Source organism: Klebsiella sp. CN_Kp066 (assembly GCF_040065135.1).
Lineage (GTDB): Bacteria > Pseudomonadota > Gammaproteobacteria > Enterobacterales > Enterobacteriaceae > Klebsiella > Klebsiella oxytoca.
Genome location: NZ_JBEAIU010000040.1, coordinates 91580 through 116156, shown reverse-complemented (window position 1 = coordinate 116156; position 24577 = coordinate 91580). Strand labels below are relative to the sequence as shown.

Here is a 24577-nt window from a genome sequence, read left to right as displayed (position 1 = left end):
CGCGGCCTGAGCTGCGCGTTTTTTTATCTCCAAAGGATCTACGCAAGTCGACGGATAACCCGGCAATCCCAGGGCCCCAGCGTGAGCTCGTTGATGGTGGTCAATGATAAAGCATCGCTATAGCCTGAAGGAAGCGTGACGAATTGCGCACAGGCCGTATAGTTTTGGATAAAGACAAAGGTGTGCGCTCCATCAGTGCGCGCAGTGGCAACAACGCCTGTCGGGAATCGTTCTTCAATGGCTCGCGTTAAGGCCAGTTCGTTAATGAGCGCGGTGAAAAAATCACGCTGAAAAGCCAGATCGTTGCGCGATGCGATATACCAGGCCTTACCTTGGCCGAAATGATTTATGGTCGCTGCCGGTCGGCCTGCATAAAAATCATCGTCGTAAACTGCCAGTGATTGCGCCGTTTCGGTATGGATTAACTCGCAGAGATGGTGAGCCTTGTAAGGCCCCTTAAGCCCGGCGTTATTGCCAGGGACTCCTGATAATTGACAATATTCCCCATCATTGAGCGCATCTATCTCCTCAGCCCAGATACCGAGAAGTTTACGCAACGGGCCTGGAAATCCTCCCAAATGGCACAGGTCGCTTTCGTTGACGATCCCTGTCCAGTATGTTGTAACTAAATAGCCGCCATCAGCCACGTACTCTTCAGCTCGTTCGGCAAAACCGTCCCGAACCATATAAAGCATCGGTGCAATCACCAGTTGGTATTGACTTAAATCGCCATCGGCATCAATAACATCAACCGCAACGCCCTGCTCCCAGAATGGACGATAATGTTCATTAACTGTTCTCTCGTACTCCATACCAAGATTGCGTGGTCCCTGGGCATCGTTCAGCGCCCAGCGATTTTGCTGATCGAAAATAATCGCGACTCTGGCATCCGTCAGGCATCCCGCAACGCCCGACAACCGGCTTAATATTTCACCGAGCTCGCAGACCTCTTGCCCAACGCGTGTCTCAAGATGCCCTACATGGTCAACCACAGCGCCGTGAAATTTCTCCATAGAACCCCGGCTTTTACGCCACTGGAAGTACTGAATAGAGTCGGCGCCATGCGCCACCGCCTGTAGGGAAGAAAGGATATGCATCCGCGGCTTTTTCAACTTACTGATTGGCTGCCAGTTTGTCGCCCCCGGAGTTGATTCCATTAAAACAAAGGGCTGTCCCCCTTTCAGGCTACGCATCATGTCGTGATACATCGCTGTATGGCAGGCAAGAGTGATTTCATCTTTATCACCGTGCCATAGTGGGTAGCTATCCCATGAGATAAAATCCAGCGGCTCCACCAGTTGCCAGTAGTCGTAATCGTTAAAATACTCCATGAAATTGGTGGTAACCGGGAGCTGCGGATTTGCCGCTTTCAACGGTTTAATTTCCTGACGACAAAAATCAGTGGCCTGTGCAGTATTAAACCGATGCCAGTCAAGGTTCAGCCCGTGAATGGAAGTTTCTCCCTGCGGGGCCGGTGATTCGATTTGCGACCAGTCGCTATAGGTATGACTCCAGAAACTGCTCCACCAGGCATGATTAAGCGCATCCAGCGTTTTGTAACGTTCTTTAAGCCACTCACGAAATTGCTGCTGGCACAAGCCACAATGGCACTCACCGCCATATTCATTAGAGATATGCCAGCCCAGGATCGCGGGATGATGAGAGTAACGCTCAGCCAGCAGGGTATTTATTTTTAACGTTTTCTCACGATAGACTGGCGAAGAGAGACAGTGATTATGCCGCCCTCCGTGTAGTGCCGGAACCCGGTCCCGGCTCACCCGCATAACCTGCGGATAACGTTGAGACATCCACGCAGGACGCGCGCCGCTCGGGGTAGCCAGAAAAACAGAGATCCCGGCAATGGCCAGTTTATCGAGAATGACATCCAGCCATTTGAACTCATAGACTCCCTCGGCAGGCTCCAGTTTTGCCCAGCTAAAGATGCCGACTGACATGATATTGCATTTTGCTTGCTGCATCATCGCAATATCTTTATCAACAATATCGGGATAATTCTGCCACTGTTCAGGATTATAATCCGCACCGTGCAATATAGTTTCGGCATACTGATCAAATAGACATTTCTTTTTCATTCCCCCTCCGAAAATTCGCATTTTGAAACTCTGTCTAATTATTTACGCTACGTTAACCTGGCTCATCGCGGGTTCTGCCGAAGAATCTCCGCCAGAGCGCAATAAAAATATTGATGTAAACGTTGTGGCGAACACGACGCTGCCCATAATTAAGTAGGTTGGCGCAAACCCAATGCTGTCATAACCAAAGCCTGCCAATGGGGATATCAGCGTGCCAATAACCGAGCTGGTACAGGCAAACCCAACCAGATATAGCGTTGATGACAGCCGTTTATCGAAATTAAGCGTGATATATTTGAACATGGAAACCAGCAGTACCGGCAGCTCTGCAGCATGGATAAGTTTGGTAATAAAAATGAGCACAGGTCCTTCGACAAGGCCAGATCCAATCATCCTGACAGCCATGACCATCCCGGCGAAAATCAAACCATTTTTTGCCCCAATACGGTTAATTAGCCACGGAGCACAAAATAACCCTGCGGCCTCAAGAAAAACCTGAATAGAGTTCAGATAGCCAAACATGGCAGTTCCCTCTTCTTTGGTCGGGAACTGAGCCACAAAATAAACGGGGAATTGTTGGTCGTAAACGTTATAGACGCACGAACCGATAACAAAAAAAATCAAAGCCCAAAAACGAGGTAGCGTCAGCAGGCTCAATGCATCCTGTAGCGATACTCTGCTGCTCTGCGCCGCGTTATCCTGGCCGCCTCCCGGCGCAACAGATGGCGCCGCACGCTCACCAACGCGCAGCGTCGTTAAGACCACAAAAAACAGTATTCCGCCAACTGAAGCCACGAGGAAATTAAATCGCGGATCCAGATTAAACAGCATACCGGCAAAGAAATTCGCTACCGCCCAGCCGAGTGAACCACCAAACCGCGCTCGACCGAATTCAAAATTGTCATGCCGACCAACGCGTTCAGTAAATGATTCAAGAACACCAATTCCGCCATTAAAGGTGAGTCCAATATACAGGCCACCGAATATACTGCCGAGTATCAGGTTAACCTTAAGTAAATAGCCGAAAGTAATAAATGCCGGCCCGGAGAGCGCCAGCATAATCGATATATACCAAAGAAGATTTTTCCTTAACCCTAGCTTATCCTGAATAAAGCCATAACATACCTGCGCACACAAAGCAGATACTGATAACGCCGAAAAAATAATACCTGTCTGCGTTGCCTGCAGGCCAATGGTTTGGTTCAACCATACTGACAGTAGCGACTGCGATGATGACCAGGCAAAAAAGAAGAAAAACATGAGTAAACATAAAATCAGCTGATTTCGTTTCATTTAACATCGCCCCAAGTTTAAAACCGGCAAGTGTTAGCGATTACACTAAATTTAGAGAAACGTGATAAACCGGAGGCAAGACAGGCATCAAAGCACAATAAGACTGATACTTACAGCCAGCTGATTTACAGTTTATTTCCCGCATCAAGTGGAAGCGCTTTCATAACGAAGTTATTTTTTCCACTTACAGACGTGCAATCCATTATGTTTTTTTGCTACGACTTTATGTTTTTTAGCTAATGTGATCGTCATGTTGGGCAGATCAGGTGAGCGGTAACGTTTTGTCTATGTGATCACATTTTTTGTCCGGATGCTGACAAAATAAAGTTAGGTTCCAACTGAGCGCGTGAAGGGCCGAATACTATTACGTATACGGCCAATCGGGTCTCTCCTGTCTGACCGGGGGAAACTCTCTAAGCGATGGTTGCTGGCGCCTTTCAGGCGTCGATTTCACCTTCCTGCCTCATTTGCGTCGCCCAGCGCTGCGCCGCTTCCGGCACGTTAAACGGCGGGGAGCGACGGAAACGTTCGTCGATCAGCACAAAGGCGACGTATTTACCCCGCAGAACCCAAACGTCGCGAAAACCATCCATTTTGACGGCGTGTTCCGGCGGCGCAGGCTCCACTCGAGGCACGTAGCTAATGACCTGACGATTTTGTTGGCGAAGTGGTTTCATGACAAATAAATTCACTAAATACGGCGGTAAACAGAAACCCCTATCATAGCCGAAAACGCCCGCTTTCGTCGCCCCCTGCTTGCGGTCCTTTAGTAGCAAAACTCTTATAAAAATATATTTTTGAAATGATGTTCTACAATTAGAAGGGTTTTGGTTTAGCAAAGACCATTTTCAGTAATGAAAGCAGGAGCGTGCAATGTCTGATAAACCCCATAACCCGAAATCCCATCAATCACCGGTGCATGATGACCGGGCGGCAAAACCTGGCCTGGGCGCATTAGCGCCAGAAGATCAGGATTGGCAGCCCACGCCGCACCCGACCGCGCCGGGCGAAGAGCCGACGGCGCCGGGTAGCATGAAGGCCCCGGATACGACCAACGAAAAGCTCGATGCCCTCGAGAAACAGCGTAAAGGCGGTGAGAATGCTGCGCTTACGACCAATCAGGGTCTACGCATCGCTGACGACCAGAACTCGCTGCGCGCGGGTCAACGCGGCCCCACGCTGCTGGAAGATTTTATCCTGCGTGAAAAAATAACCCATTTTGACCATGAACGAATTCCCGAGCGCATCGTTCATGCCCGCGGCTCCGCTGCGCACGGCTATTTCCAGGCGTACAGCGATTTAAGCGACATCACCAAAGCGGCTTTCCTCTGCGACCCGCAGAAAAAAACGCCGGTATTCGTCCGTTTTTCCACCGTTCAGGGCGGCGCTGGCTCCGCCGATACGGTGCGCGACATCCGCGGTTTTGCCACCAAGTTTTATACCGACGAGGGTATCTTTGACCTGGTCGGCAACAACACGCCGATCTTTTTTATCCAGGATGCGATCAAGTTTCCCGATTTTGTCCATGCGGTGAAACCGGAACCGCACTGGGCCGTCCCGCAGGGGCAAAGCGCGCACGATACCTTCTGGGATTACGTCTCGCTGCAGCCTGAAACGCTGCATAACGTCATGTGGGCGATGTCGGACCGCGGGCTACCCCGCAGCTACCGTACCATGGAAGGGTTTGGCATCCACACCTTCCGCCTGATTAACGCGGAAGGTAAAGCGACCTTCGTGCGCTTCCACTGGAAGCCGGTCGCGGGTAAGGCCTCCCTGGTGTGGGATGAGTCGCAAAAGCTGACCGGCCGCGACCCCGATTTCCATCGTCGTGACTTATGGGAATCGATTGAAGCCGGAGATTATCCTGAGTACGAGCTGGGATTACAGCTGATCCCGGAAGAGGATGAATTTGCTTTTGATTTCGATCTGCTGGATCCCACCAAGCTCATCCCGGAAGCGTTGGTTCCGGTGCAGCGCGTCGGTAAGATGGTCCTTAATCGCAACCCGGATAACTTCTTTGCCGAAAACGAACAGGCGGCCTTCCATCCCGGGCATATCGTTCCAGGAATAGACTTCAGCAACGACCCGCTGCTGCAGGGCCGACTCTTCTCCTATACCGATACGCAGATTAGCCGCCTCGGCGGGCCGAATTTCCATGAAATTCCGATTAATAAACCCACCTGCCCGTATCATAATTTCCAGCGCGACGGCATGCACCGGATGGATATCGATACCAACCCGGCAAACTATGAACCTAACTCCATCAATAACAACTGGCCGCGGGAGACGCCGCCGGCCGCTAAACGCGGCGGCTTCGAATCTTATGCCGAGCGGATTGACGGAGAAAAAATTCGCCAGCGTAGCCCTTCCTTTGGCGAGTATTACTCTCAACCCCTGCTATTCTGGCGTAGCCAGACGCCAATTGAGCAGCAGCATATTATCGACGGATTCAGCTTCGAGCTGAGCAAGGTTGTCAGAGAGTGGATCCGCGAGCGGGTGGTCGATCAGCTGGCGCATATCGACCTGCAGCTGGCTCAGGCCGTAGGTAAAAACCTGGGTATTGAGCTCACGGACGAACAGCGCAGCATTACGCCGCCGCCGGATGTCAACGGCCTGAAAAAGGATCCGACGCTAAGCCTGTACGCCATTCCCAGCGGCGACGTGAAAGGCCGGGTGGTGGCGGTACTGCTTAACGATCGTCCGGTTGCCAAAGAGCTGCTGACTTTGCTCAAGTCGCTGAAAGTGCACGGGGTACATGCCAAGTTACTCTATTCACGAATGGGGAAAGTGCAGGCCGATGATGGCACCGAGCTGCCGGTAGCCGGAACCTTTGCCGGCTCGCCATCGCTGACCGTGGATGCAGTCATCGTTCCCGGCGGCGATCTGCAAAGTCTGAGCAGCAACGGTGATTTCAACTATTACCTGCTGGAAGCATACAAACACCTGAAGCCGATTCTGCTGGCAGGCGATGCACGGCAGTGCAAAGCGCCGCTGCAGGTTGCCGATCAGGGCGAAGAAGGCATTGTTGAGACCGATGCCATTGATAGCCAATCAATGGATGAACTGATCACCCTGATGGCGGCGCATCGGGTGTGGTCGAGAAGCGCTAAAATCGCCGCGATCCCGGCGTAAAAAAAGCCCGGCAGAGATGCCGGGCTTCTCACTTCCCTTTATACATCGCGGTAGGTTCCAAGCCGGTAGCCGCGCTCGGCAATCGCATACTTCAGCGACCCGGCGGTCAGCACATCTAGTTCGGTCAGTCGCGGATAGCAGTAGGCGCTGCCCATTATCGTGTTATCCACGAACGCCGGGTGACACATCACCTCCAGCGATTTTTCCTCACGCTGGACAGAGGCATCCAGGGTTTGCAGAAACAGCGCTTCCGAAACCCCTTCCCCGTAGAACTCGCTGGCAAATCCATCACTACTGCGCGCGGCATCCTGCGCCAGGCCTGACAGCGTCGCTAGCTGGCGGTCGATCCGCAGCGCCACGCCCTTCTCGCGGGCAAACGCCGCGACGATGGGGTAGATCTGCGCGATCATATGGACATGATGATGGCTGTCGATATGCGTCGGTTCATGGCCAAACAGCTCGACAAAACGCTGATACTGACGCTCCAGTTCGTGGGCGATTTCGTCCAGCGGCAGGCTGCCCTCTTCCGCCATCTGCCAAATCCACTTTCCAAAGCGCCCTTCGCGGGTTAGCCCCGGCATCGCCGCCAGCGGCTCGCCCAGCGTCAGGACAAAGTGCATCCCAACAGCCAGCTCTGGGACGCAGCGGCTAAGCTGGGCAGCGTGGCTAATCGCCGCGCCGTTGACCAGCGCCGTCGTGGAGGTGACCACACCGTTCTTGCAAGCTTCGATAATGCCGTAGTTTTGCCCCCTGCTGAGACCAAAATCATCGGCATTGACGATTAACACGCGTTCCATTAGCCGCTCCCGTTACTGTTTCAGTTTTTCGATAGTCGCCGCAAAGTTTGGCAGCCACTGCTCGTGCGCGAGGATCATCTCCCGCGCCAGCTTTTCAGCATCGCGATCGGAGTGGATCAGCGGGCTCAGATTAAGCGCCAGCAGCACATCGTCCAGTTTACCGCTGATAGCCGCTTCGCTGGCCGCAACTTCAAAACCTTTAATGGTGTAAATCAGCCCCAACACTTTCTCATCGAAATGCGTGATGCGCGGCGTCGGTTTCGCGCCGTCGCGGCCCAGCGTACAGGTCATCTCGACCGCCCAGTCTGCCGGGATGTTATCAACGTGACCATGATGCGGCACGTTCACGTAATGCTCGGCCTGCTTGTCATTATAAATGGCGTTAATCACTTCACAGGCCGCGTCGGAATAATACGCCCCACCGCGCTGTTCCAGTTCTTTCGGCTTAACGTTCAGATCCGGATCTTTGTACAGCTCAAATAGCTGTTTCTCAACCTTCTGCACCACCTGCGCGCGCGCACCGCCTTTGTAGTATTCGCCCATTTCAATCGCCAGCATCTCTTTTGGCTTAAAGTAGTAGAGCAGATAGGAACAAGGGATCAGGCGCAGCGAACGAAGCAGTCCTTCGCTAAAGGGTAAATCAAAAATATTTTTCACCGAGTTAGCGCTCAATCGACCCGATGCCACGCCGTCCAGCAGCTCGTCAAAGCGTGAAACGCCGTTAACCAGTACATCGCGCACAAATACCAGATGGTTCAGGCCAAACAGATCGATATTGAGCTCATCGCTCGGGCTCAGCTGCAGAACGTCGGTGATAAACATCTTCATGCCAATCGGAATATTGCACACGCCGATAAAACGCTTGAAGCCGGTATGACGATAAACCGCTTCGGTGACCATCCCCGCCGGATTGGTAAAGTTAATGACCCAGGCATTCGGACAGACTTCCTGCACATCTTTCACAATGTCAAAAATGACCGGAATAGTGCGCAAACCTTTAAACAGTCCGCCCGCGCCGTTGGTTTCCTGGCCTAAATAGCCGTGGCTCAGCGGGATACGCTCGTCCTTCTCGCGGGCCTTGAGCTGGCCAACGCGCAGCTGGGTCGTTACGAAATCTGCGCCTTCCAGCGCCGCGCGGCGATCGAGGGTCTTGTAGACTTTCATCGGCACGCCGGCTTTTTCCACCATGCGCTGGCACAGCGCATGGATAATATCGAGCTTTTCCTGCCCTTCCGCGACGTCCACCAGCCACAGTTCGCTAATCGGCAGTTCATGATAACGCTTCAGGAACCCTTCCAGTAATTCCGGGGTATAGCTGCTGCCGCCGCCGATAGTCACTACCTTCAATTTCTGGCTCATCTTTTTCTCCCTTGCGGATAACGCGTATGCGATACCCGCTCTCCGTGTAAATACGGACAGTTAATTTGAATATTTAGACCGCGCGGACTATTCCGCGCCCGGTTAATTAATACTGGTGAGGTGTTTCCGATAGCTGCTGGGGGTAAAAGAAGTCAGCTTCTTGAATGTTTTAATAAACAAACTTGGGCTACTGTACCCCGACTCATAGGCAATATCGGTCACCGAGTAGTTGGTTATCTCTAACTGTTTTTTAGCGAAGTTGATGCGAATATCGTTAATCATCTGCATCGGCGTTTTGGCGTAATAACGCTGGGTTGCCCGAGTTAAGTACTCCTGGGTTTTCCCGGAAAGTTCAACCATATTCTCCAGCGCCCCCTCGCCAAACTTTAGCTTATCGTGCATCCCCTCCACGGTATTTTTCAGCCATTGCGGAATGACGTCTTCCGCAGGCTCTTCACGATAATGTCGGAGCCGATTCAGAGTATAAAAGGAGACCAGCTCGATAAATTCGTCAAATTCAGTTTCGCGAAAATTCAGTGATGCAATAACCGACTCAATATAACTGAGAAAAGTACTTTTAACGGCATAGACCTGAGAAGCAACCAGACCAAACGGCAGCAGCGGCAGATAGTGTTTTTCAAAGAAACTTTTGCTGATACCAACGTTCAGAATGCGCGTCGCGCCAAATTCATAAAAGCTTTGGTGGTGCGACCCCATTGGGATAAAAACGAAATCCCCGCGCTCCAGCAGCACCCGCTTGCCATTAATAACCTGATAATAGCGCCCGGTTAAAACGATGGTGTACTCGTAATAATCATGCTGGTGAAGCCCGCTTACGCTCTCCGTTTTGTTATAGATGACCACATGAAAGTTTTTGCCGTTAAAGAGTTGTTGCTCCCGGGCGGTACTGATTTCAGTGGTCATCATCTTTGGTTGCCTCATCGTGTCGATGACCTATTGTACCTTCTCGTGCAGCTCAATCAATTCGGCAACCAGCTCACGTGCCAGCATTGAGGTCATCAGATGATCCTGCGCATGCACCAGCACCAGGCTCACCTTCATTTTGCCTTCTCCCTCATCGCTCTCAATCAGCTGGGTCTGCACCAGATGCGCTTCGCTCAGCGCCATGCGCGACTGTTCCATCATGGTTTTAGCCGCCGCAAAATCTCCCTGCTTTGCCTGCTTCAGCGCGGCATAAGCCAGACTACGCGCTTGTCCGGAGTTGATAATCAGCCCCATCACCACCTCTTCGAGGTCGTTTACCGCGGTCTCTTCTGCTGCGATGTTATCCAGATCAAACATAATGACTCCCTTAATTTGCCAGACGGTACGGGAAACTTCCCGTACCGCTCGATATTAGAATTTCAGTGCGTTAGCGATATCTTCTTCGCTCTCTTCCTGCTCAATGACGCCCTGCGCTTTGTTGGAAATAACCACAAACGGCAGGTAGACCAGGGTCGATACGGCAAGGTTGAACAGGGCCAGCAGCAGAGCTGCGACGCTACCGTTAGTGTTAAAGAAGGCGCCTAAACCGGTCGGCATAGTCCACGGAGCGATGTTGGTAATCGGCGGGATGATGCCCAGGGTATACGCCGTCATGGTGATGGCCGCCAGCAGAGGCTGAATCAGAATGAACGGAATAAACATCACCGGGTTCATGATAATCGGCAGACCGAAAAGGATAGGCTCGTTAATCTGGAAGATGCCGGACGGCAGCGCCAGTTTCGCCACCTGACGATGATCCTCGCGGCGGGAAGCGATAAAGATGGCGATGATCAAGCCCAGCGTCGCGCCGGTACCACCGAGGAAAATGTAGGAATCAAGCATCGGCTTGGCCCACATATGGAAGCTCTTACCCGCCGCCAGCGCGGCTTCAACGGAGCCGTACTGCTGATAGGTTGCGATGTTTTCCAGTGCCCATGGCGTCATAATGCCGCTATCGAGCGCCGACAGCGCCAGCGACCCGTGTACGCCGAAGAACCACAGCAGCGAGGTGAAAATAACGTATGCCCAGCCTACCACGGCACCCATTGAGGCCAGCGGCGTGGAGATAGTGTCCATGATGATCTGGTGGAAGTTCGTTCCCCAGTGGGTCAGCGCCCAGGAGATAATCCCCATAATAGACAGGATAATAAAGGCCGGGATAACCGCTGAGAATGAACGGGAGACCGAAGCCGGCACGCTGGACGGCAGCGTAATCACCCAGTTGCGATGAACGATAAAGGTGAACATCTCGGCAACGACCAGACCGATTACGATACCAGAAATAATGTTGGCACCGCCTAACCAATTCGCGCCAACGGCGTAGGCTTCCCCGACGCTATAAGGCGTAACGGTCATAAATGCCGCAACCGCCAGCAACCCGGCCGCCATTGGGTCAACTTTACGCTCTTCAGCTAAAGCCGAACCAATAAAGAAAGGCGCCATCAGCGACATAATACCTAGCGTACCGTTATAAACGTTGCCGCCGATAGCTTTAAAACCGTTCAGTGTTTCGATTGTCGAGGCATCCAGACGAATGCCCATTGAATAAAAGAATGAACCGTCGCCAAAGCTCAAAAATACGTTATTAATTAAAACAAACATGGCCCCGGCTAACGTCAATGGCATTAACTTAATAAAGCCGTTTTTAATTGCATTGACGTGAGGTTGCCTTCCTATTCTGATCGCAAACGGAAGGAGTACCTTTTCAAGCGAATCAATCACTTTACTCATAATAAATACCCTTTAAGGCCGCAATGTAATTATTGCGGCAATGATAGATGAAATTACTCTTTGACGGGAAAATAAACTCAGGGTATTTCGGACAGCAAACAGTTAAAACACACCCTCACGAAATTTTAACCATTGCCATCCGAAATATGTCGAGTTTTAAAATATAAATTATTGCGCAGCAGCTTTCTTAATGGCCGCAACGGCCGCTTTCAGAACACCTAAACCATCGATCTTACCGTACAGCACGGAATCAATAACTTCTACGGGTTTATTTGGTAGTAAACGTTGAATGTCCGGCAGCATATAGGAAATCTGTGGGCCTAATAATACGACATCAGCATCAGGTCCTTTTTCACCGGCCAGAGTCTCGGGAAATGCTTCAATAATAACCGGCACTTCATACTTCTCGGCCTGAGCACGCATTTTCGAGACCAGCAGTGATGTAGACATCCCAGCAGAACAGAACAGGTAGATATGTTTCTTTTCCATGAACGCTTCCTCAATTTGTGTGACCGGGTCTCCTGAGCGCATCGTTGATGCCGGAGAGGCGGTAAGAGATGTTTCTTTGAATTAGTATTGTTTATGCATTGAGTATACGGCATCGTTCATCGGCAGGATAATTCCTCCTTGAACAGAATTGTCTCTCATTGACCTCGCGTTTTGACTGCCCTCACATTTCCCTCAAATAATTCGCGCAATTAAATAAGCATCAGCGCTCATAAAAAAGCCCGACCAATGGTCGGGCTTTCGTAGGAATCAGCACTATGGAGGGATGTTACTTACTGTTGCGCGGGTCGGTATCGTATTCAGCGCAGGTCTGATAACCAGAATTCATCACACGGCCGGTTTCATCCAGCGCGACGAAGTAGGTTTCAATTTTACCATCGCGTTGACCCAGGATGTATGTCTGACAGGTACCGCGTGCGTGGATCATCGTCACTTCTGATGAAGGTTTACCAGCAATTTGCGCAACCTGCGCGCGGGTCATGCCTTTTTTAACGTCTTTAACCACCGGCTGGGTGAACTGATCTTTAGTACGGTCATAGGCCGTACACCCTGCCAGCATGGTTAATACAGCTGCTGCGCCCAGAAATCCTGCAAAATGCTTGTTCATATTCCATCCTCTTTTTTTTGGCGTGTAAATAAGCCTGGAATAAATATCGTTATTTTTCAAGCCGAAGGTGGAAATGAAGCGAAATTAAGATCTTTCCAATAATAAAGCCCGTTCCGTTGAGGTTGCCTGCTTTTGCTACACTCAAAATTGTGATCCTTGTCGTTTTACCGTCAAAGAGGTAGGTTAAACCTCTGCTGATTGCCATACAGATTCACTTTCCGGAGGGCGCGATGACGCTACAACAAGAGATTATTCAGGCGCTGGGCGCTAAACCCCAGATCGATGTCGAAGCCGAAATACGCTGCAGCATAGACTTTTTGAAGTCCTATCTGCAGAAATACCCTTTTATTAAATCACTGGTCCTCGGCATCAGCGGCGGCCAGGACTCCACGCTTGCCGGTAAGCTCTGCCAGCAGGCAATCAATGAGCTACGCGCCGAAACCGGTGACGACAGCCTGCAGTTTATCGCCGTTCGCTTGCCGTACGGCGTGCAGGCAGACGAGCAGGACTGTCAGGACGCCATCGCTTTTATTCAGCCGGACCGTGTATTAACGGTCAATATTAAGGGCGCCGTGCTGGCCAGTGAACAGGCGCTGCGCGAAGCCGGCATTGAGCTTAGCGACTTTGTTCGCGGCAACGAAAAAGCCCGCGAACGCATGAAAGCGCAGTACAGCATCGCCGGGATGACCCACGGCGTGGTGGTAGGTACCGATCATGCGGCGGAGGCTATTACTGGTTTTTTCACTAAATACGGCGACGGCGGCACAGACATCAACCCTCTTTTCCGCCTCAACAAACGTCAGGGCAAACAGCTTTTGGCCCATCTGGGGTGTCCGGAGCACCTGTATAAAAAACTGCCGACCGCCGATCTTGAGGACGACCGCCCCTCCCTGCCGGACGAAGTGGCGCTGGGCGTGACCTACGAGAACATCGACGACTATCTGGAAGGTAAAACGCTGGACGAGAAAGTCGCGAAAACGATCGAAGGCTGGTATCTGAAAACCGAGCACAAACGCCGCCCGCCAATCACCGTCTTCGACGACTTCTGGAAAAAATAACCCATCCCTCCCTCGCCCCGACTCCGGTTGGGGTGATTTATTGTCCTTTTCGCTCCGCTCTTCCCCTGCTATACTGGATAAATAAACAGCACCAGGAGCAATAGTGGCAAGAAGGCAATCCGCCCCGCGTCTCGAATTTGAAGCGGCGGCAATCTATGAGTATCCCGAACATCTGCGTCCGTGGCTTGAGGCTCTGCCCAGGCAGCCGGGGGTATATCTGTTTCACGGCGAAAGCGATACCCTGCCGCTCTATATCGGCAAAAGCGTTAATATCCGCAGCCGGGTGTTGTCGCATCTGCGCACCCCCGACGAAGCGGCTATGCTGCGCCAGTCACGACGCATCACCTGGCAACGGACGGCGGGCGAGCTCGGTGCACTCCTGTTAGAAGCGCAGCTCATTAAGGAACAGCAGCCTCTGTTTAATAAACGTCTGCGGCAAAACCGGCAGCTGTGCTCATTGCGCCTGGCTGACGCCCGACCGCAGGTGGTTTACGCCAGCGAGCTGGATTTCTCGCAACAAAGCGATCTCTATGGCCTTTTTGCCAATCGCCGCGCCGCGCTGCAGGCGCTGCAAAAAATTGCCGACGAGCATCGCCTTTGTTATGGATTAATGGGACTCGAGCCGCTCAACCGCGGGCGCGCCTGCTTTCGTTCGGCGCTGGGCCGCTGCGCAGGAGCCTGCTGCGGGAAGGAGAGCGTTGAAGCGCACCAGCAGCGTTTGGTGGAAAATATGCAAAAAATGCAGCTGGTATGCTGGCCATGGGCCGGGGCGATCGCGCTGGAAGAGCGCAGCGAGGATATGACGCAGTACCATATTATTCAAAACTGGCTATGGCTGGGCGCCGTAGAATCCCTGTCGCAGGCCTCATCGCTCACGCGCCTGGCGGCAAAATTTGACCATGATGGTTATAAAATACTGTGTAAACCGCTGCTTAGCGGCCGCTATAAGCTGCATCCGCTGTAAAACTGACCGCGGGCCACGCCTGTTCTGACGAACAGATCATATCGCATTCCCTGGTGATATGGCCTTGCCCGGTTTAAAAACTGCTGCCATACGCGTTTCCCGTCAGTCCGGTAAGACCTGCCGGGAAACGCACGATGCCAGCATAAGATCTCCAGTAGGTTATCGGGGCGTCTCCCTTAATTACCAGCCTCCTCCACCGCCTCCGCCTGAGCCGCCGCCGGATGAACCACCACCGGAAGAGCCGGAACCGCTATAGCCTGAACCCGATGATGAACCGCCCCCTGAACCGCTGGTCGGCGAGGATATAGAGGAGATTCGACAGGACTCGCTGAAATGATGCACGCTTTCCCAGCCGGCACCGGCAAACGCTTCCGACAGAGCGCCAGTACTACTCAGATAGTGGGCAAAGGTGTTCGCCCAGGTTTTCCCCACGCCAAGCGCCAACGCTACGGGCAGTAGTTCTTCAAAATGGGAGATCATCTGCGCAGGCGGGTAAATAATCTGATAGCGGTTCTTTTCAGCGGTGCCAAGATACAGCTTCAGTCCTTTGGCGACGGCCAGCTCATCCAACCCGCGCTGCGTATAACGAGGCGTTTTCCAGCCAACAAAAACGCACAGGGCGAACGCCATCAGCAGCGCGCCAATATATCCGGCGGGAAGTTGGGTTATGGGCAACATTCCCAACAGAAAATTGCTTCCGCCGAGCATCGCTAAAATACCAAAAGAGGCACAAAACAGTACCGGGGCGGGGCCCCAGTCGCGCCACATCTCCCGAGGATGACAAAGAAACCGCAAGAAAAAAGCCAGCAGCGAACCGCCGATCAGCATAAAAACCGCCGCCGGTATCGTCAGCAGCGCGGCCTCCGCATTAACCCAAAGACCGCACGCTACCGGAACAAGCAGCGCAATGTAGATGCAGCGCCGCAGCGGTTGCCCCCATTTACGAAAGAGTTTAGCCCGCTGTTCTTCACAACGCGTCTCCTGACGTTTACGCGCACTCTGCACTGACCGCTGATGGGCCTTACTGAGATCGATATTTTTCTGTTTGCCTTTAAATAGGGTGCTTAATAGCTGGAGATCGTCTCTGTTTAACCGTCTGTTTCCCTCAACGGGGAGGCGGGTCAGCCGTTGTTTGATGCCGGAATTTAATCGCCACGGGCTGCGGGATGGATTTTTGTCGCTCGTCAGCGTCATCCCGCGTTTCGCGACCAGCGCTAATAAATCGCTGCTAAAAGCCACATCGTCATATTTACGCCGGGTAATAAAACGCAGGTGGCCTGGCGACATGGAGTCAGGCAGCGAGAAGAGCGGCACAACAGACGGCATTCTCAACCCGGCCTGGGTGACGTTCTTCCGCCACCAGAGCAGATAATAAACGAGCATGAACAGCAGCGGCAGCCATATCACCCAGGTTTTCAGGTTGGGGAAAAGTAAATGCACCAGCGGCGAAGCGGCCTCCGGCGCCGGAGCGCGGGCAAGTATCTCCCGCGGCCAGGTATAAACAACCGTCAGCCCCTCCCCCTTTGCCAGCGGACGCAGAGTGCGCACGCTACCGTCGGGCAGAATCGTTGCGTTGTGCTCTTTCGCGCCTGCGATCCCTGTATAAACATCAATTGAGCGCAGCCTGGCATCTTTGGCGTCAGCGTTGAGATTTGCGGCGCTATCCGGTAGCGTCAGGCTAAAGCTGGCCTTGCTAATTGGCCAGGCCCAGTCATTGCCCGTCACGTTCCAGTACAGTTCATCCCACAGAGGAAATCGGCTGAAATGGTTGCTGATTTGATAGCGAATCCGATAGTAATAGATCCCTGGTTTTAATATCTTTTCGCCGCTGCCGATACGTACCGTCAGGCTTTTTGCTGCCTCATCAAGGCTAAATGGCTCAGAGATGCCATCGCGCGACACCGATTCGATCGTATAGTCAACACGGAAGATTTTGCCATCCTGGCGGTTCCACGTGAGGGGAAGCGTACGCAAAATCCCTCGCCGAATCTCCTTCCCCAGGGCAAGTACCTTGATATTCTCCTCAATCGCCATGCTGCCGTTCGGGCTAAAGCGCGCCCGGGAATCAAAAGAGAGGATATGTTCATACGCCGGAATAGCGCCAGCGGGGAGTTGAGAAGCATCTCTAATAATAATCGGGTTGTTTGCGGAGAATGCTGCGCTGGCAGGCAGCAGCAACAGCAATACGAACGCGTGCACTACCCGCAGAGTTAAACAGAGCATTTAATCACTCCATCCGTGGAGATTTAGCTTCTTCCGGTGAGTCCAGTTCAAAGAAAGCTTCTGCTTTAAATTTAAATAGTCGCGCCAGCAGCAGGCTGGGGAAAGACTCGACCAGAATATTCATATCGCGCACCGTACCGTTGAAGTAGCGGCGAGCCATCTGCAGCTGCTCTTCTATTTCATTAAGCGATTGCTGTAATGAGAGGAAGTTGTCGCTGGCTTTGAGTTCCGGCCAGGCTTCGCCGAGCGCGAAAATACGTCCCAGCGTAGCGGAATAGTGGCGTTCGCTGTCGGCTATCTGTCGGGTGCTGCCGACCAGTACGCTACGCTGGCGGCCCAGCTCTTCCAGCAATTCCTTTTCGTGCTGTGCATAGCGTTTCACCAGACTCAGTAGATTGGGCGCCAGATCGTGGCGGCGCTTAAGCTGTACAGCGACGCCGCTCCAGGCCTCGTCTTTGAAACGACGCAGGGAGATAAAGCGGTTATAGGTCATGATAACCCAGACGAGGACGACAACAAGGACGGCGAGGCCGATATACATTTCCATATGCAAAATCCGAAGCGATAGCGGGCAGCAGAGTCAGGGTGATTGCGCCCATGATAACGGTTGAGGCCTCATCCTCGCATATTCGCCCCTGTCGGGTAAATCAGGTTTCACCGGCGTTTTGCCGTTGCCCCGCCGCAGATAAAAAAACCGCCGGCCCTGCCCAAAGCCTGTTGGCATTATTGGGCAAGACCGGCGGTCTTAAGTCAGCGCGCTGAATTATTCAGCTGGTGCAGGCATTTTACCTTCCGGCGCTTTACGATCTGTCAGATGCTTCTCAAAATTAGCATTGAACTGTTTTTTCTGTTCCGGGGTCAGAATGTTGTAAATCTTGTTCTGAGTTTCCAGTCGAGCCAGCGCCATTTCTTTATGCTGGGCTTCCATTTTATCAATCTGCGCTTCCGCTTTTGCCTTATCGAAGGTATCGCTGGCAACCAGTTCATGCATCGCGCGGCGCTCATCCAGGGACGGACGCTTCATATTGTCGCGCTGGCTCTTCATGATGTCGCGAATTTGCGTTTTCTGCGCGTCGGTCAGGTTCAGACCTTTAAACATCATTTCATGTGGGCCCGCCGGGCCGCGCTTATGATGCATCATCGGCGCGGTCTCGCCTGAGGTTGCCGTAGTATCAGCCGCGTGAGCCAGGTTAGCCGCGCCAAGAGCCAGAGTAGAGGCAACAAACAGAGCTGTAATCTTTTTCATCGTTCAATCCTTACTTTGCGTTATTCTTACGGCGCGTTGCCGTGTTGACGAGATTAACTTTACGACGTTTATCGTCAATTAGTCAGAGCAAGCGTAAAACATTGAAAGTATAAAAAACAGTTTCTGACCAATTATGGAGAAAATAAGGATTATGGGGAGATAATTGCAAGAAAAAATAATTAACAGGCTGTTTTATCGAGAAATTATGAAGACTATAAACCAGCGCAGATTAAAAACAAAGCATTTATCCAGGAATAATCCGCAATCAGCCGATAGCGCACAAAAAATTAAGATCTAAAGAAAAAAACAGCCAGCAAAATAAATGCCATCGCCCACCAGGGCGACAGCATATTCAGAAGCGTTCGAGCATCAGCCCGGCTCGCTGGCCAAAAGCTACGCCGGGGTTGGGAAACAGCACATATTCTGGCTCCTTAGCCGCGACATAGCGGGTTTCACCATCTTCAGCCAGCAGCGTCCCGGCAGAAAAGGGGGTGAAGTTTAGCGTCTGCGCCGACATATGCAGCTGAAATTTGTCGCTGCTGCGGGTAATTTGCTGCACCACTCTGTAGCGCAGCGGCGAATCACCTGCAGCCAACGCCCTCTCGCCGGCCAGCAGACGCGCCAGCGCGCGCTGCGTCGCGGCAAACTGGCTGAGATCGTTGTCGCCAAAAGGAAGCGCTTTTCCCAGTTCCAGCGTGCAGGAGAGCGCGCCGAAACGTTCGCTACTGAAATGGGTAAAGGTGCCGCCCGGCTGCTGATGAAAGACCAGCGCTTCCAGGCCAGCCGCCCCTAACCAGCCCAGGAATGCTTCATCCCACGGCTTATCGCGCGCTGGCAGGACGCCAAAGCGCGTATGCAGCGATCCGCGAATAGCGGTATGTAAATCCAGGTGCCAGCGCTCACCGCTACCCGGCGCATAAAAGCGCGCCAGCGCATGCTCCAGTTGCCGGGCGCGAGCGGTTTCATCGCTGACGCTGAAAGCCCGCCAGCGCTCACCAAACATCCGATTAATATCGCTGTGCAGATAGCGTTTATTGGCCCTCAGCGCCGAAGGATTGCCGAAGACCACCAGCAACCGCCAGCGTAACGGCAACTCCCCGCTGAACAACTGACGCAGCAGTAAATCCGTGATTTCGACCGGCGCGGTTTCGTTACCATGGATCCCGGCGGACAATACCAACGAGCGCTCGCAGGGCTCATGGGGAATGAGCTGCAGTATACCGCAGTCAATCCAGTGCCAGCGGAAGTGCGCCGTTTGGCCATGAAAATGGTGGGGCAAACGCCCAGCCAGCGTTAATGCCAGAAAGTCGTCCACGACATCTCCTTATTGCTGAAACGGATATACGGAGCCGAGGCGCAGGATTTGCGTCAGGCGGTCGAGCGCTTCGCGACCTTCGCGCAGCAGCTGCGGATCCGCAAGGTCGGCCTGGGTCAGGCGATCGCGATAGTAGCGGTCTACCCAATCATTCAAAGTGGCGAACAGCGCGTCGTCGATCATGACCGCCGGATTCACCGCTCGTCGCTCGTTCTCAGTCAGCACCACCCGAAGACGCAGGCAGGCCGGGCCGCCGCCGTTGGCCATGCTCTCGCGCAGGTCGTAAACCTGAAGCTCATCAATCGGGTTATCGCCCTCCACCAGCCGGTTCAGATAACGCCAGACGCCCAGATGCTCCTGCGCTTCCAGCGGCAGAATCAGCCGCATTCCGCCCTCGCGTTTGCTCAGCAGCTGGCTGTTGAACAGATAGGTCGCCACCGCCTCTTCTACCGATACCTGACCCGTCGGCACCACAAGCGGCGTAAAACCAGCAACCCGCTCCGTCAGCTGCTGCAGGAGCTGCGGCTGATCGACAAACGCCTGCTCGTGGCAAAACAGCACCTGCTGATTGCTTACCGCAATCACATCGTTATGAAATACGCCCTTATCAATCACCGCCGGGTTTTGACGGGCGAAAATCACTTGCCGTGGGTTGACCTGGTTGAGGCGGGCAACGGCCTGGCTGGCCTCCAGCGTCTGCCGCGCCGGGTAGCGCTGCGGGCTCTCTTCCCCACCCTGCTGACGACCGTAAATAAACAGCTGCACGCCAGGGGCGCCGTAGTCGCCGCCGAGACGGTTATGGTTTGCCGCCCCTTCATCACCGAACAGCGAGGCCTGGGGCAGCGCGCCGTGTACGGCAAACCGCTGCTCATCGGGGAAAATCGCCTTCAGCAAAGCCTCGGTGGTAGGCGCTTCGCTGGAGCGGTGGAATTTATCATTGAGGTTGGCGACGGTCAGATGCACCCGGCCGTCCAGCGAATCCGCCGATGGCGAGACCGTAGCGGCGTTGGCCACCCACATTGATGAGGCTGAACTGGCCGCCGAGAGGAGCTCCGGCGCCTGACGCGACGCTTTTTCCAGCACCTGCTCATCGCTACCGCTAAAGCCAATCTGGCGCAACAGGGGGATGTTTGGCCGCTCCTGCGGCGGGATGATCCCCTGCGGATAGCCCGCATCCGCCAGGGCTTTCATTTTTTTCAGCCCCTGCTTTGCCGCCAGCTGCGGATTTGACACCCGATAGCGGTGTTTGGTCGAAGCCTCGTTGCCGAAAGATAATCCCGCATAGTGATGGGTCAGGCCCGGCAGCCCGTCAAAGTTCACTTCCCAGGCGTTCATTGTGAGCTCTCCTGGCCAAAATCCAGACCCGGGCTGAGCGCGACCGGGAGCGACAGCTCCGGCGATTCCAGGCTGGCCATCGGCCAGGCGCAATAATCCGCGGCGTACCAGGCCCCCGGCCGATGGTTACCGGAAGCACCGGTCCCGCCAAACGGCGCGGTGCTGGCGGCGCCGGTGAGCGGTTTATTCCAGTTCACGATACCGGCGCGCGCCTCCAGCAGCAGCTGGTCGAACTTCTCGCGTTCGGCGGAGATCAGCCCGCAGGAAAGCCCGAAGCGGGTCGCGTTAGCAAGCGCAATCGCCTCATCGAAATGGTCGTAACGCCAGACGCAGAGCAGTGGGCCAAAAACCTCTTCATCGGCCACCTGCGCGACCTCGCTCATGTCGATAATACCCGGCGTCAGCAGCGACGTTTCGGCCTGTAGCAGACGCGGCTCCAGCAGCGTTTGGCCGCCGTTGGAGACGTGTGTCAGCCAGGCCTGATGCACTTTCTGCGCCGCCTGCGCTGAAATCAGTCCCCCGAGGAAAGGCTGCGGCTCTGCATCCCAGGCGTCAGGAATAAGTTTTTGTGACACTGTCACAAGACGGCGAAGAAACGCATCGCCAGCCTCACCACGCTTCACCAACAGCCGACGCGCGCAGGTACAGCGCTGGCCTGCAGTAATAAATGCCGACTGAATGGTGAGATGAACGGCGGCATCGATATCCTCCGGCTCATCGACGATCAGCGGATTGTTGCCGCCCATCTCAAGAGCGAGTATTTTTTCTGGCTGGCCGGCAAGCTGGCGATGGAGCTGAAAGCCGGTGGCAGAACTGCCGGTAAACAGCAGACCGTCGATATCTGACTGACCGCTCAGCGCTTCGCCGGTCTCCCGACCGCCCTGAAGCAGGTTAAGCACTCCGGGCGGCAGGCCGGCTTCTGCCCAAAGCCTTACCACCGCTTCGCCGCTCTGTGGGGTCAGCTCGCTGGGTTTGAACACCACGGTATTGCCCGCCAGCAGCGCCGGAACAATATGTCCGTTTGGTAAATGTCCGGGAAAATTGTAGGGACCAAACACCGCCAGTACGCCGTGCGGCCGGTGACGCAGAGTGGCTGCGCCGTCGGCCAGTGCGGTTTGCGCTTCCCCCGTACGACTATGGTAAGCGTTTACTGAAATCGCGATTTTGTTGATCATCGCGGTGATTTCCGTCGCCGCTTCCCAGCGCGGTTTGCCGGTCTCCTGAGCAATAATGGCGGTTAATTCAGCTTTGTTCACGTCAAGTAAAGCAGCAAACTTTTCTGCTATCGCTTTGCGGGCGGCAAACGGCTGGCGCGCCCACGCGGGGAATGCCCGCCGCGCCGCGCTGACCGCCAGCGCAACCTGCTCAGCATCGGCATCCCGTCCCTGCCACAGTAGCGCCTGGCTTACCGGGTTATGTTTTTGTCGGGCCGGGCCGCGACCGCTTTGCCAGTCGCCATTGATCCATAAACTCATGATTTTTTCTCCTCAGGGCACAGGCGAACCAGGCGAATTTGTTCACCGGAATGGCATTTCAGGGCATCTAACTCACGCGCGCTTAGCACCAGGCGGTCGCTATCCGGGTCCGCGTGAACGAGCATGGCGCGAAAGTGCTGGTACTGTTCATTGGCGATCAGGCATGGCGGCCACTCTCCCGCCTCGGGTTCGCCTTCAACGACGGTAACCAGCCGACTTTTGCGGATGGCCCGCACCCGGTCAATTTCGCATTCCAGCGTCGGACCGCCGTCGAAAATATCGACGTAGTTGAGATAGCGGAATCCCTCTTTTTCCAGCACCGCGCGGGCCGGGGCGGTTTGCGGATGAACCTCGCCGATAACCGCCCGCGCTTCATCGCTTAAGAAGTCGATATACAGCGGGTGCTTCGGCATCAGCGCGGCGATAAACGCTTTTTGCCCGGTGCCGCACAGATAGTCGGCGCGGGAAAACTCCATCGCGAAGAAGCGTTTCCCGAGGCTCTCCCAGAATGGCGAGTAGCCGTGCTCATCAATTACGCCGCGCATTTCCGCCACGACCTTATCGTTGAAGCGTTCACGAAAGGCGGCCATAAACAGAAAACGCGACTTCGACAGCAGATAGCCGTTGCCCTCTTTTCGCCATTTTGGATCAAGGAACAGGGTACACAGTTCGCTGCTGCCGGTATGGTCGTTACTGAGAAACAGCGTCGGCAGGGCGTTATAGACGTTTAGCTCTTTCGATGCGTGGACCTGCGTACCAACGCGATAGTTGTACCAGGGGTCGTTAAGCCCTACGGCCACCTCAATGGCGCAAATTCCCGCCACCGCGCCGCTGGTGCAGTCCTCCAGAACGAATACATACCCCTGTTCGCTTTTCGGCAGCTCGCCGCGCCAGGTCATCTGTGAACGTTCAATGCGCGCGGCCAGCGTGGCCTCATTGGCCGGCAGCGATGTCAGGCCGCCGCCGGTTTCGCCTGCCAGCGTCATTAACCCCGGCAGGTCACCTTTTTCGACTGGACGGATCACCATCATGATGAGACCCCCGAGAGAAAGCGTTTGCAGGCCAGCTCGAAGCGATCCAGGCCGCTATTGACTTCGTCTTCGCTGATAATCAGTGCCGGTGCGAAGCGCAACACGTTGGCGCCGGCAATCAGCATCATTAGCCCTTCCTCCGCCGCCAGGTTGCTGATGTTTTTCGCCTTGCCGGCATATTCATCTTTCAGCACGCAGCCAATAAGCAGCCCCAGACCGCGAACCTCTTTAAACAAGCCGTACCGGGCGTTGATGGCGTTGAGCCGTTCGCTAAACCACTGATGGCGCTGCTTAACGCCGTTGAGAACCTCACGCGTGTTGACGATGGCAAAGACTTCCCCCGCCACCGCGCAGGCCAGCGGGTTGCCGCCGTAGGTGGTGCCATGAGTACCCACGGTCATTACGCTGGCGCAGCGTTCCGTGGCCAGCAGCGCGCCGATCGGGAAACCGCCGCCCAGCGCTTTCGCGGTGGAAAGCACGTCCGGCGTCACGCCATAGTGCATATAGGCGTACAGCTCCCCGGTACGGCCGACGCCGGTCTGGACTTCATCGAAAATCAGCAGCGCATTGTGCGCATCGCACAGCTCACGCAGGCCGCGCAGGAATTCCACATCCGCTGGTACGACGCCGCCTTCCCCCTGCATCGGTTCAACGATCACCGCGCAGGTATTGTCGTCGATCAGCGCCTTTGCCGAGTCGAGGTCATTAAAGATAGCGTGCTGAATCTGCGGCGGCAGCGGCGCAAAATCCTGTGAATAGGCCGGCTGACCGCCCGCAGAAACGGTAAACAGCGTGCGGCCATGGAAGGCATTCTTGAATGCCACGATGCCGCTTTTCTCACTGCCGAAACGATCGTGGGCATATTTGCGCGCCAGTTTTAGCGCCGCTTCGTTGGCTTCAGCCCCCGAGTTACAGAAAAAGACCCGGTCGGCAAAAGTGGCGTCAATGAGCTGCTTAGCCAGACGTAGTACCGGCTCATTGGTATAGCCGTTGCCGGTATGCCAGAATTTCTCCGCCTGTTCGGTCAGCGCCTTAACCAGCTGCGGGTGCGCATGGCCGAGGGCATTAACCGCAATGCCGCCGGCAAAATCGATATACTCCTTCCCCTGCTGATCCCACAGGCGTGACCCTTCGCCGCGTACCGGAATAAAAGCCGCTGGCGCGTATACAGGCATCATCCATTCATCAAAGTTGCTACGCGTAATTGACTGAAACATATCGACCTCTTCCGGTAAACAAAAAGTTTAAATAATGTTAATGAATATGGTTATTACGCTGTAAATGTAGATTGCACGGTTCGTGCCAGCCAGAGGTAAAAATGCATAAATCGCAGTAGACAACGAAATATCAACAAGTTATAGACGCACTCTATTCACACGAAATGCATAATAAGTGAATAAATACGCTAAAAGAGGCTTTGATAGTGG

The 24577-nt window shown here is 54.1% G+C and carries 21 protein-coding genes; 3 read left to right on the top strand and 18 right to left on the bottom strand.

Going from position 1 to position 24577, the window contains the following annotated elements:
• Nucleotides 1–38 precede the first annotated feature (38 nt).
• The 3 genes from ABLV75_RS16185 to cedA all read right to left on the bottom strand — a co-directional run bounded on the left by ABLV75_RS16185 (nucleotide 39) and on the right by cedA (nucleotide 4063).
• Nucleotides 39–2093: a beta-galactosidase gene (locus tag ABLV75_RS16185; RefSeq protein ID WP_004101349.1), complete on the bottom strand. Its 2055-nt coding sequence runs from the start codon at nucleotides 2091–2093 to the stop codon at nucleotides 39–41.
• A gap of 42 nt (nucleotides 2094–2135) precedes the next feature.
• Nucleotides 2136–3386, bottom strand: a complete 1251-nt coding sequence (locus ABLV75_RS16180) for an MFS transporter (RefSeq protein WP_004101348.1) — start codon at nucleotides 3384–3386, stop codon at nucleotides 2136–2138.
• Nucleotides 3387–3823: 437 nt separating this feature from the next.
• On the bottom strand, nucleotides 3824–4063 hold the full coding sequence (gene cedA, locus ABLV75_RS16175; RefSeq protein ID WP_024274048.1) for a cell division activator CedA: 240 nt from the start codon (nucleotides 4061–4063) through the stop codon (nucleotides 3824–3826).
• 196 nt (nucleotides 4064–4259) lie between these two features.
• Here cedA and katE point away from each other — a divergent pair, with 196 nt between their 5' ends.
• Complete coding sequence (gene katE / locus ABLV75_RS16170; protein WP_004101346.1) at nucleotides 4260–6518, top strand: catalase HPII; 2259 nt, start codon at nucleotides 4260–4262, stop codon at nucleotides 6516–6518.
• 38 nt (nucleotides 6519–6556) lie between these two features.
• Here the strand turns inward: katE and chbG are convergent, their stop codons facing one another.
• The 7 genes from chbG to osmE all read right to left on the bottom strand — a co-directional run bounded on the left by chbG (nucleotide 6557) and on the right by osmE (nucleotide 12503).
• Entirely contained in the window at nucleotides 6557–7315 is a 759-nt protein-coding gene (gene chbG, locus ABLV75_RS16165) for a chitin disaccharide deacetylase (RefSeq protein ID WP_004101345.1), read from the bottom strand.
• A gap of 12 nt (nucleotides 7316–7327) precedes the next feature.
• Nucleotides 7328–8674 (bottom strand): 6-phospho-beta-glucosidase, encoded by a 1347-nt coding sequence (locus ABLV75_RS16160; protein WP_004101344.1) that lies wholly within the window; start codon nucleotides 8672–8674, stop codon nucleotides 7328–7330.
• 102 nt (nucleotides 8675–8776) lie between these two features.
• Entirely contained in the window at nucleotides 8777–9616 is an 840-nt protein-coding gene (gene chbR / locus ABLV75_RS16155) for a transcriptional regulator ChbR (protein WP_071530309.1), read from the bottom strand.
• A 12-nt stretch (nucleotides 9617–9628) separates the two neighbouring features.
• Nucleotides 9629–9976 (bottom strand): PTS N,N'-diacetylchitobiose transporter subunit IIA, encoded by a 348-nt coding sequence (gene chbA / locus ABLV75_RS16150; protein ID WP_004101342.1) that lies wholly within the window; start codon nucleotides 9974–9976, stop codon nucleotides 9629–9631.
• A gap of 54 nt (nucleotides 9977–10030) precedes the next feature.
• A complete protein-coding gene (gene chbC / locus ABLV75_RS16145) occupies nucleotides 10031–11389 on the bottom strand; it encodes a PTS N,N'-diacetylchitobiose transporter subunit IIC (RefSeq protein WP_004101341.1) in 1359 nt (452 codons plus the stop codon).
• Nucleotides 11390–11557: 168 nt separating this feature from the next.
• A complete protein-coding gene (gene chbB / locus ABLV75_RS16140; RefSeq protein WP_004101340.1) occupies nucleotides 11558–11878 on the bottom strand; it encodes a PTS N,N'-diacetylchitobiose transporter subunit IIB in 321 nt (106 codons plus the stop codon).
• A 286-nt stretch (nucleotides 11879–12164) separates the two neighbouring features.
• A complete protein-coding gene (gene osmE, locus ABLV75_RS16135; RefSeq protein ID WP_004101339.1) occupies nucleotides 12165–12503 on the bottom strand; it encodes an osmotically-inducible lipoprotein OsmE in 339 nt (112 codons plus the stop codon).
• 230 nt (nucleotides 12504–12733) lie between these two features.
• Between osmE and nadE the strand changes: the two genes are divergently transcribed.
• Nucleotides 12734–13561 (top strand): ammonia-dependent NAD(+) synthetase, encoded by an 828-nt coding sequence (gene nadE / locus ABLV75_RS16130; protein ID WP_004101338.1) that lies wholly within the window; start codon nucleotides 12734–12736, stop codon nucleotides 13559–13561.
• A gap of 103 nt (nucleotides 13562–13664) precedes the next feature.
• Nucleotides 13665–14525: an excinuclease Cho gene (cho, locus tag ABLV75_RS16125; RefSeq protein WP_004101337.1), complete on the top strand. Its 861-nt coding sequence runs from the start codon at nucleotides 13665–13667 to the stop codon at nucleotides 14523–14525.
• Between the two features lie 180 nt (nucleotides 14526–14705).
• Here cho and ABLV75_RS16120 read toward each other — a convergent pair whose 3' ends face one another.
• From ABLV75_RS16120 to ABLV75_RS16085, 8 genes are all read right to left on the bottom strand, one after another.
• The gene (locus tag ABLV75_RS16120; protein ID WP_004101336.1) at nucleotides 14706–16748 is read right to left on the bottom strand and encodes a DUF2207 domain-containing protein; all 2043 of its coding nucleotides are present in this window, start codon (nucleotides 16746–16748) and stop codon (nucleotides 14706–14708) included.
• Nucleotides 16749–16752: 4 nt separating this feature from the next.
• Nucleotides 16753–17295: a LemA family protein gene (locus ABLV75_RS16115; RefSeq protein WP_004101333.1), complete on the bottom strand. Its 543-nt coding sequence runs from the start codon at nucleotides 17293–17295 to the stop codon at nucleotides 16753–16755.
• 216 nt (nucleotides 17296–17511) lie between these two features.
• Nucleotides 17512–17994, bottom strand: a complete 483-nt coding sequence (gene spy, locus ABLV75_RS16110; RefSeq protein ID WP_004101331.1) for an ATP-independent periplasmic protein-refolding chaperone Spy — start codon at nucleotides 17992–17994, stop codon at nucleotides 17512–17514.
• Between the two features lie 352 nt (nucleotides 17995–18346).
• On the bottom strand, nucleotides 18347–19309 hold the full coding sequence (gene astE / locus ABLV75_RS16105; protein WP_004101329.1) for a succinylglutamate desuccinylase: 963 nt from the start codon (nucleotides 19307–19309) through the stop codon (nucleotides 18347–18349).
• A gap of 9 nt (nucleotides 19310–19318) precedes the next feature.
• Nucleotides 19319–20644, bottom strand: a complete 1326-nt coding sequence (gene astB, locus ABLV75_RS16100; RefSeq protein ID WP_004101327.1) for an N-succinylarginine dihydrolase — start codon at nucleotides 20642–20644, stop codon at nucleotides 19319–19321.
• Nucleotides 20641–22119, bottom strand: a complete 1479-nt coding sequence (gene astD, locus ABLV75_RS16095) for a succinylglutamate-semialdehyde dehydrogenase (RefSeq protein ID WP_004101325.1) — start codon at nucleotides 22117–22119, stop codon at nucleotides 20641–20643. The genes astB and astD overlap by 4 nt, the downstream gene beginning before the upstream one ends.
• Complete coding sequence (astA, locus tag ABLV75_RS16090; protein WP_004101323.1) at nucleotides 22116–23150, bottom strand: arginine N-succinyltransferase; 1035 nt, start codon at nucleotides 23148–23150, stop codon at nucleotides 22116–22118. Before astA ends, astD begins: the two co-directional genes overlap by 4 nt.
• Entirely contained in the window at nucleotides 23147–24367 is a 1221-nt protein-coding gene (locus ABLV75_RS16085; RefSeq protein WP_004101321.1) for an aspartate aminotransferase family protein, read from the bottom strand. Before ABLV75_RS16085 ends, astA begins: the two co-directional genes overlap by 4 nt.
• Nucleotides 24368–24577: the final 210 nt, after the last annotated feature.